At 44.3% G+C, this 19602-nt stretch carries 13 protein-coding genes and 1 other RNA gene; 1 reads left to right on the top strand and 13 read right to left on the bottom strand.

Annotation, left to right across the window (positions count from 1 at the left end; translation table 11 throughout):
• Positions 1 to 114: 114 nt before the first annotated feature.
• The 13 genes from NJD71_RS10805 to ffs form a co-directional block, all read right to left on the bottom strand.
• Positions 115 to 1746 (bottom strand): YadA family autotransporter adhesin, encoded by a 1632-nt coding sequence (locus NJD71_RS10805; RefSeq protein WP_319051978.1) that lies wholly within the window; start codon positions 1744 to 1746, stop codon positions 115 to 117.
• Between the two features lie 207 nt (positions 1747 to 1953).
• Complete coding sequence (gene msrB, locus NJD71_RS10800) at positions 1954 to 3168, bottom strand: peptide-methionine (R)-S-oxide reductase MsrB (RefSeq protein ID WP_319051976.1); 1215 nt, start codon at positions 3166 to 3168, stop codon at positions 1954 to 1956.
• A gap of 317 nt (positions 3169 to 3485) precedes the next feature.
• The gene (locus tag NJD71_RS10795) at positions 3486 to 4790 is read right to left on the bottom strand and encodes an iron-containing alcohol dehydrogenase (protein WP_319051975.1); all 1305 of its coding nucleotides are present in this window, start codon (positions 4788 to 4790) and stop codon (positions 3486 to 3488) included.
• A gap of 308 nt (positions 4791 to 5098) precedes the next feature.
• Positions 5099 to 6793, bottom strand: coding sequence for an ABC transporter ATP-binding protein (locus NJD71_RS10790; RefSeq protein ID WP_319051974.1), 1695 nt, complete (start codon positions 6791 to 6793; stop codon positions 5099 to 5101).
• A gap of 1 nt (position 6794) precedes the next feature.
• Positions 6795 to 7907, bottom strand: coding sequence for an ABC transporter permease (locus tag NJD71_RS10785; RefSeq protein WP_319051973.1), 1113 nt, complete (start codon positions 7905 to 7907; stop codon positions 6795 to 6797).
• On the bottom strand, positions 7907 to 8977 hold the full coding sequence (gene yejB, locus NJD71_RS10780; RefSeq protein WP_319051972.1) for a microcin C ABC transporter permease YejB: 1071 nt from the start codon (positions 8975 to 8977) through the stop codon (positions 7907 to 7909). Before yejB ends, NJD71_RS10785 begins: the two co-directional genes overlap by 1 nt.
• Positions 8978 to 9084: 107 nt before the next feature.
• Positions 9085 to 9864 carry a hydroxyacylglutathione hydrolase gene (gloB, locus tag NJD71_RS10775; RefSeq protein ID WP_319051971.1) on the bottom strand — a complete coding sequence of 260 codons (780 nt, stop codon included), beginning with the start codon at positions 9862 to 9864 and terminating at the stop codon, positions 9085 to 9087.
• 152 nt (positions 9865 to 10016) lie between these two features.
• Positions 10017 to 11849 carry an extracellular solute-binding protein gene (locus NJD71_RS10770; RefSeq protein WP_319051970.1) on the bottom strand — a complete coding sequence of 611 codons (1833 nt, stop codon included), beginning with the start codon at positions 11847 to 11849 and terminating at the stop codon, positions 10017 to 10019.
• A 316-nt stretch (positions 11850 to 12165) separates the two neighbouring features.
• The gene (gene serC, locus NJD71_RS10765; RefSeq protein ID WP_319051969.1) at positions 12166 to 13287 is read right to left on the bottom strand and encodes a 3-phosphoserine/phosphohydroxythreonine transaminase; all 1122 of its coding nucleotides are present in this window, start codon (positions 13285 to 13287) and stop codon (positions 12166 to 12168) included.
• A 91-nt stretch (positions 13288 to 13378) separates the two neighbouring features.
• A complete protein-coding gene (locus tag NJD71_RS10760; protein ID WP_319051968.1) occupies positions 13379 to 14275 on the bottom strand; it encodes a DNA polymerase III subunit psi in 897 nt (298 codons plus the stop codon).
• A 123-nt stretch (positions 14276 to 14398) separates the two neighbouring features.
• Positions 14399 to 17365: a M48 family metalloprotease gene (locus NJD71_RS10755; RefSeq protein WP_319051967.1), complete on the bottom strand. Its 2967-nt coding sequence runs from the start codon at positions 17363 to 17365 to the stop codon at positions 14399 to 14401.
• 40 nt (positions 17366 to 17405) lie between these two features.
• Positions 17406 to 18002: a LemA family protein gene (locus tag NJD71_RS10750; protein WP_319051966.1), complete on the bottom strand. Its 597-nt coding sequence runs from the start codon at positions 18000 to 18002 to the stop codon at positions 17406 to 17408.
• A gap of 265 nt (positions 18003 to 18267) precedes the next feature.
• Positions 18268 to 18364, bottom strand: an RNA gene (gene ffs, locus NJD71_RS10745) — signal recognition particle sRNA small type.
• Positions 18365 to 18814: 450 nt separating this feature from the next.
• Here ffs and NJD71_RS10740 point away from each other — a divergent pair.
• Complete coding sequence (locus NJD71_RS10740) at positions 18815 to 19531, top strand: SIMPL domain-containing protein (protein ID WP_319051965.1); 717 nt, start codon at positions 18815 to 18817, stop codon at positions 19529 to 19531.
• Positions 19532 to 19602 lie beyond the last annotated feature (71 nt).

Below are 19602 nucleotides of genomic sequence, written 5' to 3'. Positions count from 1 at the left end.
AGGTCATGCCCTCATCTAAGCTTTTTAAGACTTGTTTGCGATAATCTAGGGAGTAAGTCATGGTTATTTATTGTGGTAGTCGTTTAGTTGATTTATTTTATAACATTTTTGTGGTCAGGTGACTATAACTGACGTGCGACCATTATCTAGCATAGTAGCAGCACCAATAGCCACAGCACTCTCTCCCTCATAATGACCCATCCCGCCAAACACAGCGACGTTACCTGGTCTGAGATTAGGGATAGCTTGTTGTGTCGCTAAAGAAATCGCGACACCACTGTTTGCTGTTTTTTCTACATCATCAACTCGGCGGTTTACGTCATTAGAGTAGCTCTGAAAACTACTATTCAAAGCGTCATATTGGTTGTCAGTATAAGTGTTGGCGTCATTTACTGCATTAAGCCTTGCTGCATCCAACTGTCTGAGGTTGACTGCATCTGTACTCTGTACCCCATCAGCCACATTGATTATTTGACGTTCATTACCTACTGAGCCAACTGATACTGTATTATCACGGTTTGCTGTAGAGTCGCTTCCGAGAACAACTGCATTGTTTACTGACGTGCTGATGCTGTTTCCTAAGACGACTGTGTTATTACCAGTGACTGTATTATTATTGCCCAAGCTATAACTGCCTGCACCGCTCACTGTGCTTGGATCACCAATTGCACCAGAGTTTTTACCAGTTACCAAGTTACCTACACCAATACTAATAGATTGGCTCCCTTCAGCTACTGCACCATTACCTATTGCAATAGCATCTTTACCAGTGGCTTGGGCTGGTGTCGCTGTACTATTAGAAGTCTGTACAGCAACATTTATATTAGCATCCTTACCTGCCTCACCTCTTGCGCCAGTCAGACCGATGTCGCCTTTATCACCTTTGGCACCAGTAGCACCAGTCAGACCGATGTCGCCTTTATCACCTTTGGCGCCAGTAGCACCAGTCAGACCGATGTCGCCTTTATCACCTTTGGCGCCAGTAGCACCAGTCAGACCGATGTCGCCTTTATCACCTTTGGCGCCAGTAGCGCCAGTCAGACCGATGTCGCCTTTATCACCTTTGGCGCCAGTAGCGCCAGTCAGACCGATGTCGCCTTTATCACCTTTGGCGCCAGTAGCACCAGTCAGACCGATGTCGCCTTTATCACCTTTGGCGCCAGTAGCGCCAGTCAGACCGATGTCGCCTTGGTCGCCTTTTGCACCAGTTAGTCCAGTATCACCTTTCATGCCCTGAGCACCAGTGTCACCTTTGGCACCAGTCAGACCGATGTCGCCTTGGTCGCCTTTTGCACCAGTTAGTCCAGTATCACCTTTCACGCCCTGAGCACCAGTGTCACCTTTGGCACCAGTCAGACCGATGTCGCCTTGGTCGCCTTTAGCGCCAGTATCGCCTTTCACGCCTTGGATACCTTGAGCGCCCGTCAGACCAGTATCGCCCTTATCTCCTTTGTCACCCTTTTCGCCTGTCTCACCCTGTATACCTTGATTAGTTGTCAGTTCTGCCAATTGTGCGTCACAGGTAGGAGTAGGAGGGCTGTTTAGATAGAAATAAGTATTGTCTATACATTCAGTAATAGTCGTCCAGTCTGCGGCTGATGCAGATTCTACTGTTACACAGACGCCACTAATAGCTAACATACTAATTGCTAAATATGACGTTTTCTTACCTGCTTTGTGATCTTCTTTATAAGCAGAAATAGCTGTTGTTGCAGATGCAACCGTATCTTTTGATTTTTTCAACATAGCTTGCGTCCTCTGAAGTGGTTCGCGGTTTAGTAACAGTAGGATTTATTACAAAACTAACTAAAAGTATACATTTCAGTAATTATATTACACAAAACGTTTCAGAAGAACAAATTTGGGTGACTAGATAGCAAAATCAATGCATAAAAAAGCGCTCACTATGTCGTTTAAACACTAGTGGACGCTTTTGAGTTTAATAAATAAGTACTAGCTCATTGGTCTAACCTCGTCTACCCACTGACCGTAACCGGCGGCTTCCATATCTGCGAGTGGAATAAAGCGTAATGCTGCTGAGTTCATGCAATAGCGCTTACCTGTCGGTGCTGGACCATCATCAAATACATGACCGACGTGCGAGTCCGCATACCGGCTACGAATTTCGGTACGCGTTGAAAATATACCGCGATCTTCTTTTTCAACGACCAGCTCAGTATTCAATGGACGAGTAAAACTTGGCCAGCCTGTGCCAGATTTGTATTTGTCGCGAGAAGAGAACAATGGCTCACCAGATATCACATCGACATATAGTCCAGGTTCTTTATTGTCCCAGTATTCATTGTCAAAGGCGCGCTCAGTACCATCTTTTTGGGTGACTTTATATTGAATATCAGTGAGCGATTTTTTTAACTCATCTTGTGCAGGTTTCACAAAGGTATCTGGATTGAACCCTGTGCTGACTGTACTGCTGATCGTTTGGCTAGATATCATTGGCTCTGCACTACTGGCAGTGGGTGCAAACTGGCTAAAATCTAGCTCATAGTCTTTGCCATATACGCTTTCGATAAACTGATATCGACCAGAATTGAACGTGTAGGCTTTATAGCGTATCGGGTTCTTTTTGTAATAATCTTGATGATACTCTTCAGCAGGATAAAACGTGCTCGTAGGTACAATCTCAATCACGACTGGTTTTTTGTATACCCCAGAATCTTGCAATGCTTGCTTGGCAGATTCTGCTATTTGCTTTTCTTGAGCATTGTTATAAAAAATCGCTGGACGATACTGTGTGCCGCGATCGACATACTGTCCTTGATCGTCAGTGGGATCAGCAATTCTCCATAGTGCTTGTACTATACCGTTATACGTGATTTTCTTGGGATCATAGTATACTTGTGCCGCTTCTGTATGACCCGTGCCCCCTGCCGATACTTCTTTGTAGGTTGGGTTTTCGGTGTTACCGCCCGTGTAGCCAGATACCACTTCTACTACGCCTGGGATTTTTTCATAACCTGCTTCAACACACCAAAAACACCCGCCAGCTACTGTGGCTACTGCCAGTCCTGGAGTAGTCGGTGCATAGGGATTAGCGCCTGCTGTGTTTTTTACAGTGGTGCTGTTTTCAGTAGATGCACAGCCCGCGTAAAGTGCACTGCTCGCGATGACAATCAAACCCATAATTTTAGAGGGTGATATGCGATTCATAAAAATCTCCTAAACGTAATGTTATTTAACTATCCTAACGCCTATGTGTCACCATAACATTCCTGTATTGTTACATATTACAATTTATTAAGTTAATTTTTATCAAATTCGTATGAGTAGAAGATAAATTAAACAATGATATGATGATCATTCTGTATTTTGGTCAATACAGTATATAAACATTATGATCGATGTATAAAGAAAAATCAGATATTTAGCAGATATTTTAGGCATGTTATTGTCTCAAACGTATTAAAAAAGCCTATCCTCAAAAGAAGAATAGGCTCTTTATTTATCATAAGCGTGTTAGTAAAAAACTATGACACCTTCTGGATATTGTCTTTTGCTTCATTGTCACTTGCCTGCTTAATTTTCGTTAATATCTCTTTGATTTCAGATGCTGAGAGATACGTCGGTACCGCGTAGGTATCGCTGACTTCTTTTGCAGCAGCTTTTGCAATGTCATCGAAATCACTGGTTTGCATACCATTAACAGTTGGATCGATGTTCAAGTCGGAAATCAACTCTCTGACTTGTACAATGAGATGGTTTGCTATTTCGCTATCATTATTGCTCGCTTGACCGTCCTGTACCATACCTGTTCTTTTTGCCAGTGCTGCCAGTCTCTTTTTACTTGCTTTGCGATTGACGTCAAGTACATAAGGCAACACGATGGCATTAGCGCGACCATGAGGAATACTATAATAAGCGCCTAACTGATGTGCGATAGCATGGACATAACCCAAACCTGCTTTGTTAAAAGCGATTCCACCATAATGGGCAGCGATCCCCATCTCTTCTCTCGCCTTTAGATTGCCGCCATCTTTATACACCAGTGGCAGATAATTCATGACAGATTTGACGGCAGAGGCGGCATAGTAGTCTGTCTCTACGCTTGCATTAGCGCTCATCCATGCTTCTAATGCATGTGTCAGTACGTCAATGCCCGTATCGGCTGTAATATGAGCTGGCATTCCTTTCATGATAACAGGATCAATCGCTGCGGCGAGCGGCACCATTCTTGGGTCGATAGACAGGGCTTTTTGGTGTGTTTTATCATCAGAGACGACTGCACCTAGGGTTGCCTCTGAACCAGTACCTGCTGTGGTCGGCACACAATATAGTGGTGCTGAAGGCTTTCTTGCTTTAAGAATGCCGATTAGTTGTTGAGGCTTGCACTTATTGCCTTGAGACATCGCGATCATTTTGGCAGCATCAATCACTGAACCACCGCCAATAGCTAAGACAGCATCGCAATTGGCACCTATAGACTGACGCAGTCCTTCTTCAACAACCTTGAAGGTTGGATCTGGCGTAATACCATCATAGACATGATAACGGATGTTTTTTGCATCTAGATAGTCAGTAATCTTCGCAGGTATACCAAGCTTATTTAGCACGGCATCAGTGACGATGAACACGTTGGTATTACCTTCATTTATGAGCATATCACACAGCTCGTCACAAGAAGACTCTCCAACAAACAACATCGGTCTTCTGATAGGTATCACATAAGAGACTGCTTTTAGTACTTTGGCACGTGTCTTAGCAACGGCCAAGTAACCAGCATGCTGGAGTCCTGTGCTATTGACCAGCTTGGTCATACTGTTTTGTTTTTTCATGGGTACAAAAATCCTTTTCAATGATGATTTTAACCGCGATAACAACTGTGTGACCAGTTGATGGTGTTTGAGTACTGTTGGCAGAATAAATACTTATGCCTGTAACAAAAAGGCTCAGCTAGAACTTAGTTAAAATTTGGTTAGCGCTGGCGACTGTTGAGAATAATTGTACCACTGCGCTTTTTGGTATGTCGCTATTATTATGAACTGCTATGTCCTTATTGCTGACAGCACGTTACTCCAAGCTGTTATTTAAAATGCTATTTGGTAGATCGGTTCAACATTTCGTCCAAAATAGCGATCTTAGTTTAAATTGTACTCGCTTTTAGTAACTGCTGTGCATATGGGTGCTGTGGGTTGTTAAAAATATCTTCGGTATGTCCCGACTCCACGCACATGCCTTGTTTTAGTACCATAATATGCTGACATAGTGCGCGTACTACTTTTAGATCATGGCTGATAAAGACGTAACTGACTTGCAGTTTTTCTTGAATTTCACGCAGTAGGCTGACTACAGTGACTTGCGTGGTACTATCTAGCGCAGAGGTAGGCTCATCCAATATGAGTAGACTTGGTTTCATGATGAGCGCGCGCGCCAATGCCACACGTTGACGCTGTCCACCAGATAGCTCATGTGGATAGCGCTGCGCAAAGGACAAAGGCAGATGTACTGTTGCTAGACTCTCCATTACTGCTTGCTGACGAGCACCTTTATCCACGCCCTGTACCAGCAGCCCCTCTTCCACGATCTGCATGACTGTCATGCGAGGATTGATACTAGCAAACGGATCTTGAAACACCATCTGTATCTGCGAGCGGAACGTACGCAGTGCACCCTTTGACAAAGCCGAGATATCTTGGTCGTTGACCACTATCTGTCCATGCACACGTGCTTGATTACTGAGTAATTGACTGAGTGCGAGAGCAATGGTGGTTTTGCCAGAGCCAGACTCACCAACGATACCGAGTGCTTGTCCTTTTTGTAGGGTCATATCGACATCTTTGATCGCATCAAACCAGCGCTTGGTACTGCCGAATAGACTTTTTTCGATAGGGAACTGTACTTTGAGATCACTCACTTGTAGTACGTTTGATCGTGTGTCTGCGTTATCGCCCGTTAGCGTTAATGCTTGACCAAAATCTTGCTGAATGAGCGTACGAGTATAATCTGCTGCAGGCTGCTCAAATACCGTAGCGGTATGACCCTGCTCTATCGTTTGACCTTGACGCATGACGATAACCTCGTCGCTGTAGCGCCTGACCAAATTCAGATCATGGCTGATTAGTATCATTGCCATATTATGTTGGCGTTTGAGATCATCCAATAGTGTTAAAATCTCATGCTGCAAGGTCACATCTAGTGCTGTGGTGGGTTCGTCAGCAATCAATATGTCAGGCTGCTGTGCTAGCGCCATAGCAATCATCACGCGTTGACGCTGACCACCTGAGAGTTCATGCGGATAGCGAGCTAACTTATCAGCAGGATCGGTAATATTGACATCATTTAGCAGCGCGATGCTGATGTCACGCCATTGCTTTTTGGGTACGCCGCTTAGACGTAGAGACTCCGCAATTTGCTTAGCGACTGTATGCAGCGGATTTAACGCTGTCATTGGTTCTTGGAATACCATACCGATACGCTGCCCACGAATAGGACGTAGAGCTGCGTTACGTGCTTTGTCATTCGCTATAGGTAATACAGACATATCTGAGGTGTTTGATGTACTTGCCAGCTGAACGGTACCATCAATAGTCAAGCTCTCTGGTAGCAGACCTAGGAGCGCTAGGCTGGCAATCGATTTGCCAGAGCCTGACTCACCAACGATCGCTAGAGTCTGCCCTTGTCGTAGCTCATAAGACAGCTTGTCTACTAAATTGATACCTGTAACGGTTGTGATCATCAACTGATCTACGCTCAGCACAAGCTTACCTCTCGTCTGGTGAATGCCTTTGTCTGGCGTCTCTAATACGTCGTTTTTAGTAGCAATTATAGTATCAGTCATATCAAGAGCGCCTCGGATCAAATGCATCACGCAGTGCTTCGCCGACGAAGATGAGCAGTGACAAAATAAAAGTCAGACTAAAAAACCCTGATAAGGCCAGCCAAGGGGCATCAAGGTTGTTTTTTCCTTGCACCATAAGCTCCCCTAAAGATGGTGAACCAGGTGGCAACCCATATCCCAAAAAGTCCAGCGCGGTCAATGCAATAATATTGGCGGTTAAAATAAAAGGCAACTGCGATAAGCTTGACGCGAGCGCATTGGGTAGAATGTGTCTGAGCATGATTTGACTATCAGAAACGCCCAAATTGCGGGCGGCGCGTACATAGTCAAAGTTACGAGCGCGTAGGAACTCTGCCCGCACCAAACCCACCAGACCCATCCAGCCAAAGAGCAGCATCATAGCAAACAGCATGCTGATACTGGGACTAAACAGACTCACTAAAATAATAATCATGAAGAGCTGCGGCATACCGCCCCATACTTCCATGAATCGCTGTCCTGCCAGATCCACCCAGCCACCATAATAGCCTTGCACTGCACCTACGATAATACCAATCAAGGCACCAGCTAGCGTCAAAGCCAGGCCAAACAATAACGACACTCTCAACCCATATAGTATCCGCGCCAGCACATCACGTCCCATATCATCAGTACCTAGCCAATTCTGCGCATTGGGCGCCGCGGGATAAGGCAGACCAAGCTCAACGTTGGGCGTCTGATCAGCAAATGGAATGGGCGGCATCACATAGTAACCTTGCTCATCGATTAGCGACTGCACTGCAGGGTCTTTGTAATTGGTCTCAGTCTCGAACACACCGCCAAAGGTGGTTTCAGGATAGGTTTTTAAAACAGGGAAATAATAGTCATCTTGATACTTCACCAGCAGTGGTTTGTCATTGGCGATGACATTGGCGGCCATACAGATGACAAATATCACTGCAAAAACGAACAGCGATATCACGCCAAGCCGATTTTGGCGAAAGCGCGTGAGCCTTGCTTGCCAAATAGGATTTAAGCGCTGTTGTTTTGTGTTAGACGAAGGCTCAGGTATTTGCAATTTATCTGGTTCGCTATTACCAGTCTTACTCTTTAATGGAGATTGATTGCTTGACATTAGCGTCCCTCAAAATCAATGCGGGGATCGATCAAGTGATAGCTCAAATCACTAATCAACTGTAATAGTAGTCCCACCAACGTAAAGATAAACAGCGTACCAAATATCACTGGATAGTCGCGCTGCTGAATCGCTTCAAAACCTAGCAAGCCCAAGCCATCAAGTTTAAAAATAATCTCAATCAAAAAGTTACCCGCAAAGAAAATACCCACAATAGCAGCAGGAATACCAGCAATGATGATCAACATCGCATTACGAAACACATGTCCGTACAGCACCTGACGTTCACCTAGACCCTTAGCGCGAGCGGTCAATACATACTGTTTGCCCAGCTCTTCTAAGAAGCTAAATTTGGTCAGATACGTTAATCCTGCAAACCCGCCCACTGTGCTTGCCAGCAGTGGTAGTGCCAGATGCCAAAAATAGTCTTTGACCTTACCAAGCGCGCTTAACTGATCAAAATTCTCAGACGTCAATCCTTGTAGCGGGAAAATATTCCAGTAGCTCCCTCCTGCAAAAAACACCAGTAAGATCACGGCAAACACAAACACAGGTATCGCATGCCCAATAGCAAGCAGCATGGCTGTGGCTTTATCAATACCTGAACCATGGTGCATGGCTTTATACACACCTAGTGGAATGGCAATCATATAAATAAGCAGTGTACTCCACAGCCCAAGCGATATCGAGACCGGTAGCTTCTCTATAATAAGGTCAGTTACTGTTTGACCCTTAAAAAACGACTCACCAAAGTCCAATTGAGCATAGTTTTTTAGCATCAGCCAAAATCGCTCTGGTGCCGATTTATCAAAGCCATATTGGGCGTTGATTGCAGCGATCATCTCCTCAGAGAGACCACGCGTACCTTGATAAGTACTGTCACTACCACCTGCACTACCCGCACCAATATTACCACTGAGCGCGCTGTCTTTTGCGCCCTGTTCAATCAGCGCCAGCTGCTGCTCAACAGGACCCCCAGGCGCCGCTTGTACAATGACAAAATTGGCAAGCAATATCAAAAATAGTGTCGGCAATATCAGTAGTAGTCTTTTTAAGATATAACGACCCATAATGGCGACTTCCTAGATGAGATAAAGAGAGATGGTAATAACGACAGTAGCGGGCTATGTTGTATTGAGTATAAGCAAGAAAGCAGTCGCCGCATCAAAAACGTGCTTTAAAAGTTGTTTTTTAGCTCGCGTAATGCCGCGAACACCGTTAAAGACTTCTCATCATCGATACTCGTTTTGGACTCAACCCCAGCAATGACACTTGGCTCTTGCGTACGCAAAAACACATTGACCGCGCGCTCATGCTCTAATGTCACTGGTAATGTTGGCACGCCGTGGGCAGTCTTCGTTTCAGCTTGTGCGAGCGCTTGCTGCATTTGCTCGTTGGCAGGCTCGATAGATAGCCCAAAGCGTAGGTTACTAGCCGTATACTCATGTGCAGGGTATAACAGCGCCGCATCAGACAGACCATTTAAGCGCTGAAAGCTATCATGCAACTGCTCAATGGTACCCGTAAAGACGCGACCGCAACCTGCACTAAATAGCGTGTCACCGCAAAAGCAATGTTTTTGCCCATCGATATCTAAGATATAGGCCATATGGCTAGCCGTATGCCCTGATACATCCCAGACCTGTGCTGAGCAGCCCCATGCACTTACTGTGCTACCATCTTTTATCGTTTGGTCTTCATCAACCCCATGCTCACTATGCGCAACCAGATGAGTCATAGGATACGACTCTTGCAACGCTACAACGCCGCCGATATGATCATGATGATGGTGAGTGGTCCAAATCGAGGTCAGCTCCAGCTCATTTGTCTCCAAATAATCAATGACTGGTTCAGCTTGACCGGGGTCAATGACGATTGCTTGTTTATTATTGTCATTGATTAACGTCCAAATATAGTTATCATTGAATGCTTTAATAGGGTGAATACGGATACTCATGTTAAATCCTTACCAATAGTTATTTTTGTTGCTCGTTATTTTTGAGTTATTTAATATCGATTTTATTCCATAACCGAAGCTTGCACATCTGACCATCAGTTATTATAAGATCAGCGCTGTCAATAGACGCGGGATGTTACTTTGAGCGCTGATCATTGCTTTAAATACTTATTGATGCGCCCTTCTGCTTCTTTATCAACCCACCAGTAGTCGATACCAACGGCATTGGTTGGCAAGGTTGCTGTATGGCGATATTGATCCCAATACGCCACATTGGTCCCAGACTTGCCATAGAGTGGCACGACATAATGACCCGCTCGCAGCAACCGATCTAGCACTTGCGTATACAGTACAATCTCATCGCGGTCTTTAGCACTACCAAGTACAGCAACGACCTTATCGATGGCAGCATTTTTGATACCAGCGCTATTGTGATTTCCCGGCTCGTCAGCGGCAGCGCTACCCCAAAACGCAGCCTGCTCAGCTCCAGGAGATAGGCTTTGAGCGAACACGTCAACGACCATATCATAATCAAATCGGCGCATACGCTCATAGTACTGTGGCCCGTCTACTTGACGCAAACTTGCATCAAACCCCAAACGCTTTAGATTACGAATATAGGGCAATAATACACGGCCCATGGTCTCACCCGTCATCAGCATCTCGATCTGGGCGCGCTGACCATCAGGCTGATATAACTTCATATCATCATAATAAAACCCAGCCGCCAGTAGTAACTGCCGCGCTTTTAACAATCCTGCACGATTAAAACCATTGCCGTCACTGGTAGGCAGCTGCCATTCGGCCACTGTTGCTTTGCGCTGAATGGGTTCAAGCTCAGACAATAGAGGCGTTAGTACCTGCATCTCTGCGTCAGACGGTGTGCCTGTTGCAGCAAGCTCCGAGCCATGAAAAAAGCTCTGCAATCGCTCATACTGACCATGAAACAAAGTTTTATTCATCCATTCAAAGTCATAAGCCGCTGTTAAAGCCTGTCGAACCCTAATATCCTGAAAGATCGGTCGACGCATATTCATGACCAGCGCTTGCATCGGCACTGGGTTTTGACTGGTTATCGTTTCTTTTTTGATCAGTCCTGCTTTTACCGCTGGGAAGTTATAGCCACTTACCCAATTTGATGCTTTGTTTTCGGGGCGGAAGCGGTATTGACCAGATTTAAAACCCTCAAAAGCAATCTCATCACTTTGGTAATAAACAAACTTAATCATGTCAAAATTATAGCGACCACGATTGACCATCAAATCACGGCCCCAGTAATTAGGGTCACGTAGATAACTGACTGAACGGCCTGCATCAACGCGCCCTAATTTGTAAGGGCCACTGCCCATTAAGGGCGTCAGGCTAATGGTCTCAAAATTTGCATCGATTGAGGATTTGGCAAAGATAGGAAACTGCCCGACTGTTAGTAATATCTCTTTGTTTTCAGTAGAGGCAAAGACGAACTTTACTTGCTGATTATCAATAATCTCAACGTTCTTAATATCTCCCAAGTAGCTACGGATATACATGGGACCCTTATTCAATAGCGCCTCAAAAGTCGCTTTGACATCATGACTGGTCACAGGTGATCCATCCCAAAAACGGGCTGCAGGATTAAGATGATAAATAATCCAGCTCGTATCATCTGGGTCATAGGTCACTTTGCTTGCCAGCTGCGGATACATGGTAAAAGCTTCGTTCAGTGAACCCGTCATCAATGTATCGTACAGATAATCGGTACCGATCATTGCCACACCCGTGGTCATCCATTTGTTAGCACTGTTGAACGTGCCGCGGGCATCGAGAGAGAGTGTACCCCCTGATGGTGCTCTTGGATTGGCATAGGGCATGTAGGGTGCATTAATGTACTCTGTAGGGCTATTATGTCCAAGCGCTGTCTTTGTAATGGGCGCAGCGATACTGCTTGGCATCCAGCTGACAGTGACGGTTAGCAACGCAGCTTTTAGCAGAGTATATTTTATCATCATGATTTTCTAATCGACCTCTGTGCTAACCAATTTAAGTACAAAATATGATGTGCTGACGGCAAAATATCATCATCGCAAAATTTTATCATAACAAACTTAGGTTTTTTAACCTAATGGTTTGCTATGTTGCCTAGCATAGATGTCGCATTATCAATCATAAATATTTAAACTTATGCTAGTAAATAGACTCACAAAAAAGGCGCAACCGTTATCAGTTGCGCCTTTTTGCTTATAAGTTTATGTACTTGCGTCCTTCGACATTGAGACATTGAGGTACATATTAAGCTCTATAGCTACCTCTTGATTGGCTCGCTTAAGCGTGTTTTTGTTCAAACGCGATCATAAAGTCAACCAACTGCTGTACCCACTCAAGCGGTACGGCGTTGTAAATACTGGCACGCATACCACCCACATCACGATGGCCCTTTAGATTGAGTAGGCCAGCTTTTTCTGACTCTTCTAAAAACACCTTATCCAGACTACTGTCCGCTAACGTAAACGGTACGTTCATGATAGAGCGGTATTGAGGGTCTACTGGGTTGTTATAAAAGCTACTGTCATCAATTGTTTTGTAGAGTAGATCTGCCTTTTGCTGATTGATCTTACCGATAGCAGCGACGCCGCCCTGCTCTTCTAACCAATCAAATACCAATCCAGCCAAGTACCAAGAATACGTTGGTGGTGTGTTAGACATCGACTCTTTATCTACTTGGTGCTCATAATTCAGCAGCATAGGGCACCACTCGCTAGCTTGCCCAAGTAAATCATCACGGATAATGACGATAACCAAACCTGCAGGACCAATGTTCTTTTGAGCGCCCGCGTAGATCATACCGAATTTGGACACATCGATAGGCTGCGACAAGATAGAGGATGACATATCAGCAATGATTGGCGCCTCTACTTGTGGCGGCTCAAATATCTGCAACCCATGAATGGTCTCATTGGCACAGTAGTGAAAATAAGCAGCATCTTCACTTACGCGCCAGTCACTTTGAGGCGGTACGCTAGTAAAGTTGCCTTCTTTGCCAGTTGCAACCAAGCTAATTTCACCCAAACCGAGCGCTTCATAACGCTTAGCTTCTTTGATTGCCTTACCTGACCACGCGCCTGTCGTCAAATAATCACCACGCCCGCCGTTCAATAGGTTTAATGGAATAGCAGAGAACTGCAAGCTGGCACCGCCTTGCAAAAACAGCACTTTATAGTTGTCTGGTATCTCCATAAGCGTGCGTAGCTTGGCTTCTGCTTTATCAGTGATTGCCATGTATTCTTTACTACGATGACTCACTTCCATGACCGATAGGCCACGTCCTTGCCAGTCAAGCAATTCACTCTGGGCGCGCTCTAATACCGCTGTTGGCATCGTCGCAGGTCCAGCACAGAAGTTTGGTAAGCGATGTGGTGAGGTACTGTCAGTTGGGTTGGTGGGCATAGTCACGATCCTAGGTATAGGGAAATAAATAAGCTTATTTTATTTCGGTTTGTTGATAAAAAAGGTATAGCAGTATTAGTGTAGACGTATCTTACGAAGATATCTGTTCCCACAACTGTCGTTTAGTATCACTGTCTGCAAGCATATCGTCTAGTGTCGGTACGATAGTCAGATTGGGATGATAAAGACCATCAGGTAGCGCCGTCAATGCAGCAACTTGTATCTCTTCGCGCAGACCGATTCGAAAGATATAACCAGCAAGACTGGCATTAGCAAGCTCAGCTGTGTCCATACCAGCGCAAATAGGGAACGACGTCGTTTCATGAGTGAGTGATAACGCTTGGGTAATATTTTGCCACAGCTTTTGGCTGTCACTATTGAGTGCTTGAATATCTACCAATATCACCCAGTCACCATAACGGCCACCTTGCAAATTGAATGGCGCTACCTTCTTTGAGCCAGCATCATTATTGCTGCCTTGAGCAAATGAATGCATCGCTACAGGTTCGGTTGTCGACTGCCCTGTTTCATTGATGGTTGATTGGTCTGGCTCTATGTTTGAGGTATCATCGTAACTTGAGGTATTGTCATATTCCGACAGCGTATCAAAGCTATATGTGACGGGGTTTTGAGCGCTGGCTTGCGGCGCACCGTCATCTCTTCCATCAACATCACTACTGATGTCGTCATAGCTTGTGATATCAGAACTTACGATATCAGAGCTATCAGTATCATAGTCCATCAGCGATGAATCTACTACGTCTATAGAATCGGTACTCGTTAACTCAGTATTTCTCGACTGGTCACTTGCTAACTCAATAGTAGGCTGTTCAGTATTTGATTGATCAACTGGTACTGCCGCAATATCCGCTATATTTATGGTTTTTGACGCAGGCTGCACCCAGTGATCGATATCCATCATCGCTAGTATTTGGCGTTGCTGCATACGGCGCTGCAATACATTCAGTGGGTCTTGGATATCACTCATACGACTCTACTGTCCTGGTTATGTTGTCTATACTATTTACAGATGGTGTTATGGTTTTGATGGCACAGGCATCATACTATCTATTGAGCGCGAATCATCGCGCAAGAATCAATCAAGCATGAGTCAAAAAAGCTCTCGAACACCCAGCCAGTATTCTGCCATCGCAAGCAAACAATCATACTCATCTTGGTTGATTATCGTATCGTGTAGCATCACAGTATGCAATGTACTTAGCCACTGTCGATAGTCATTATGAGTAGGTCTGAGTGCATCAGTATCATTATAATCTATTTGACTGTCATGCTGTTGTCTCTCTTGATCATTATCAACATTCTGAGCACTTTTGGAGCCATTGATCGACTGTTTGGTAATAACAGGAACGGCAGCAACAACTGCCAATAACTGTATACTATTTAAGTGTTGAGCAGTCAACAATAGCCATTGTAAGTTTGCATCTGTAACTGTCGACAGATCGATATCGATCAAGCGCACATGACGTCTCAAGTCAACAATATAATGCACCACACTCTCATCACCTTCACTCAATCGCGACCGAGCATGCATTGAGATCATCTGACCTTTGGCATCTTTTGATAATCGATAAGCCAGTAACACTATAATCGATACCTCAGCTGTATTGAGACTTTCAAATACCTGTCCTGACGGATCTAGCTGCGTACATATGTCTTTTATACCAGAACTCAGTGTCTCTAGCTCCAAAGATAGCGAGCCTGTATCGTGTAAAGCCTCAGACAGTATCGGTAGTAATTGCAGCAGATGTAGCGCTTGCCATAATGACGATATTGGTGACTGCTGCTGCGCCAAAGCTGCCAAATCATTCGAAGAAGTCGAGCCTGAATAAATGATGTCCTTAGCTGACTTTTTGTCAGATGAATGATGAGTGAGGTATTGGGTAACATCATACGCTCGTTGTTGGTTCAATAAACCTAACATCCCTTGCTGATAACGCAACAACATCGTACGGCAGTTTTCTTGTTGTTTATAGTACTGATGGCTGTCATGACTATGATTATCATGACTCTTGTGCTTTAATTTTTTTATGAATTTTTCAGATAAATCGTGCTGTCTTAGTTGCTTTAACGCAAGCTCAATCAAAGCGCTATCTAGACGTCGATCTACACTGGCCACTAGCGTCAGTAGCTTAGTATCTACCCTATGTGGTAAAAGCTGCTCATCGCTAGAGTTGTTAGTTTCCACCGCGCCAGCCGCGCCCCAAATATCTATCAAACTATAAAACGCATTCGTTGATAGTGGTCGCCTTTGGTGGCAAAGCATAACCGCTTCAATCAATGCCAGCGCGCCTAGAGGATGATGGCTGTGATCGATGATGTATTGCGGTAGTAATACCTTTTGCCTATCGCTGATTTCTATCAATGTATTTTTTGGCAAATCCACATTAGGTCTTGCCTGCCATGGCTTTAGCGTACTATCGTCATCTACAGATACAGCGTCTACTTGTAATCTACCATCAATAATCTTGTCTGTCTCTTGAGTGAATTCAAGACCTTCGTCTGCTTGATAACTGTTTTTATTTTTGTGACTATCAGAAATAGAGCGCTGTTCGCAAGAGTTGTCATTACAGTACCCCTTTATGGGCTCATCTACGCTCTTATGTTCAGCCTTACTTTTTTGATTAAAATTTGAAGATGAGTAACGTAGTGATTTATCCATTACTTTTGAATTATTGCTTAGGCTATTTTGAGTAGTTGCTGTATCTACCTCGCCCCAGTTACCTAGCTGGCGCTGCCGATATATCTCTTTGATTTTTTGTTGATTGAGACGCTTTTCTGTAGCCACTTGTATGGCAAAGTCATGGTAGGCATCCGCATTAATAGCGCTCATACGCTCAGTTAAGCTTGGATGAGTAGCAAACCATGATACGTCTCCCAAATCAGCACCACTACTGGCAAAGAAAAAATGACTGAGTCCATTGATATCGGCAATACCAGTCAAACGTGACCCAAGCGAGTCTTGGTGAATGGCTTTTAATGTCTCTAAAATGGCAGGTGTGCGCGTCAATTGTACGCTGGTTGCATCAGCGAGTAGCTCACGCTGACGGTTAAAGCTATGCTTAATCAGCTGAGCACTTGCCATGCTCGAGAAGCTCAAACCATGCAGCAGCAATGTCCACATACTGCGCGGTGCATGTCGATCAATCACTGGTCTATTTTGCACCCACCTAGACTGGCGCTTGGCAGACGACTGCTGTTGCTGCGACTGTGTCTGCCAGTACGTCACCCACTCACTGTGAGTGGTAAAACTGGCCGTTTGCGCTTCTGTACTGCGCGCAAGTACATCAACCTGCCTTTGTGATAGTAAATTTTGGGAGATAGTATCATTATCAAAGTAACGATACTCAGAGATATGATTGGAGATCGGATCGCTCCAGTCATACAGTATTTGTAAACCTGCCAGCACTACCATTAGCTGTAGGTTAAAATTGGCATCACCATGCAAAATATGACCATACTCATGACCAATGAGCCCATATAGCGCTTCATCAGATAGTTTATCTAGCGCTCCTTGGGTAACGACAAGTACCATATCTTGACTGTGGCGACCAGCGACGAAACCATTGATTCCTTGCTCATCAGGCAATACATATAGTATTGGTGTACTCAGTCCCGACGCAATTGCTAGCTGCTGTGCTATTTCATAATAGCGCCGATAAACTGGTGGAAAGTCACGCTCGTCACTTACTGCGATATGGCGCGCGCTATAACGAACCTTGTCTTCACTTTTATGTTGATGCGTCACCCCTTGACTGTGCTGCCAGGGTACCTGACTGTTATCAATGAACAATCTAACGCCCCCTACCCGCTGAGCAATAGCACGTCCACCCGCTCTCAAGCGCTGATACTCTAAAAAACTACCAACAAAAAAACTGCCTAGCGTCAGGATAATAACCAGTATCAATACCCAGCGGTATACACCACCTGTAAATATCGTCAGTAGTAAGCCCATGACAGCGAGCGCTACTGCTATATGAGCAAGCACAATTAAAAAAAACAGCCCATATAGCAATAGACTGCGCCGCGTACGTATGCGCTGCTCACCAAAAAAATCCATGATCGTAGGCTACCTAATATTTGCTAAATTTGTCGAAGCCTTAGGCCATATTGACGTTCGGTGCTTGAGCAATGGCTTCTCTGTCCTCGAACACTAAAGGACTGAGCGGACGAAAGCCAAAGGTCGTACTGACAAGATTGTTAGGAAACACTTCTCGGTCATTGTTATAGAACATAACGCTGTCATTGTAATGCTGGCGGGCAAAACCGATTCGGTTTTCAGTATTGGTTAACTCATCCATGAGATCCTTAATCATACTGTCGGCTTTGAGCTCAGGATAGGCTTCCACAACTGCCGAAAACTGACTTAGCGCTTTAGACAGCATCCCTTCTGCTTTGGCAAACAGTGCCATATGCTCTAGTGAATCTGGCTGATGTTTATTAGAGTCTTGTAAATCTTGAGCATGATTGCGCGCGCTAATCACTCGTGTCAGCGTCTCTTCTTCGTGGCTCAAATAACGCTTGGCAGTTTCGACTAAATTTGGAATCAGATCATGACGACGCTTTAATTGCACATCTATTTGAGCAAAGCCGTTCTTTGCTTGGTTACGTGCTCGTACCAATCTATTAAATACTGACACGCCAAATACGACCACCAGTACCACAAACGCAATGAATAGCCAAACAAACATTTTCATAACCAAACCTCAAAGTGTCTAGAATGTTAATAAAAGTTAATACATTGTATTTTAACTCATATTAACCAATGAAGCTTTTGAATTGAACAAGAAATTAAGTGGCACATCAAACCAAAGCTTGGATGAAATTTTGGACAAAAAAAAGCCCTTTGCAATGAAGGGCTGGACACATCGTAAAAGCGTTTCAAATAAAAAGTATCTTTAATAGAAAACATTTTTAATATTTTGTCGATGTCAGTATCAAATTTTAGGCAAAAAAAAGCGACTCCATCAGCACATCCTCGGCACACATTATAACTATTACCGTTGCTACCTTCCGGTCCTGGCGGGATTCATAGAACAATGTTGCGAGGCTACCAATGGAGCCACCGGATGTAGATTATACAAGGATTTTTTTATTTTGCAACCCCTGCGATAAAACTGGTTTTAACAAGTCGGTTATAGACCTCATTCAAACGATGTTTTTTCTTCTGACACTAACCAAAGCTTGGCCATTGACCTATTATATGCTACTCACACAGAACTTACAGGCATATAAAACGTTTGATACTGTTGGCACCCTAGACCCCAGTACGCGCCACGCACGCTAGAGAATAAAACCATGTGAAAGATACCACAGTTATATTAGTGGTTTAATAACTGAGTAACGTAGCTCACAAAATTCTCACAGCAAATCAGACAGATTTTGCTATTTTAGGGAATGAAGTTGCACACATGTCAACATTTAGAGCACAAAAGAGACAGCTTCTCATATAAAAATGGATGGTAAGACATTCATATAAAAATTAACAAAATCAATTAAGGAGACAATGATGAAAAACACGTTACTTAATAAAGCAGCGCTAGCGTCTGGTACGGTTTGTCTAATGACGGCAATGATGGGAAGCGCCCATGCAGAACCAACAGGCTACGATCAACTGACCTTTCAGACAGAAATAAAAGAAGAAATCCAGAACGACGAAGTACGAGCCAGCTTGTACAAAAAGGCGCAGGCAACGGATGCCAAAATGCTAGCCACGACGCTCAATACTTCAATTAATAATGCCATGAAAATTGCCAAACGCTATCCTAGCGTTACTGTGACCACAGGACAACAACGTACCTATCCACGCTACGATAAAAACGACAAAATCATCGGTTGGACAGGTCAAGCAAATATAGATTTGAAAAGTACCGATTTTGCCGCTACTAGCCAACTTATTGCTGATCTACAAGCAACCTTGGTCATGGACAATTTGAACTTTGGTGTTTCAGATACCAAAAAAGATGCGCTAGAGCAAAAGCTAATGACTGAAGCCTCCCGCTCGTTTCAACAGCAAGCCAAGAGCCTTACCCGTGCTTGGGACGCCCGTGGCTATCGTGTCATAAATGTTAATTTGAACACCGGTAGTAACTACCCACGTCCTATGTACAGCGCCATGAGCATGAAATCAGGCATGGCAGACGAGTCAGTACCAAGTCAAAGCTTTGAATCTGGTAACAGTACCATCTCAGTCACTGCTAACGGTACCATTGAGCTAACTAAGTAAGTTAACGTACTCCTAAAATAATCAACTGACATTAAAAAAGGCAAGCATCATCGGTGGTGCTTGCCTTTTTA

Source organism: Psychrobacter sp. PP-21, from assembly GCF_033790785.1.
Classification (GTDB): Bacteria; Pseudomonadota; Gammaproteobacteria; order Pseudomonadales; family Moraxellaceae; genus Psychrobacter.
Note: the sequence above shows the minus strand (reverse complement) of the source record. Positions and strands in the feature narration are given on the sequence as shown.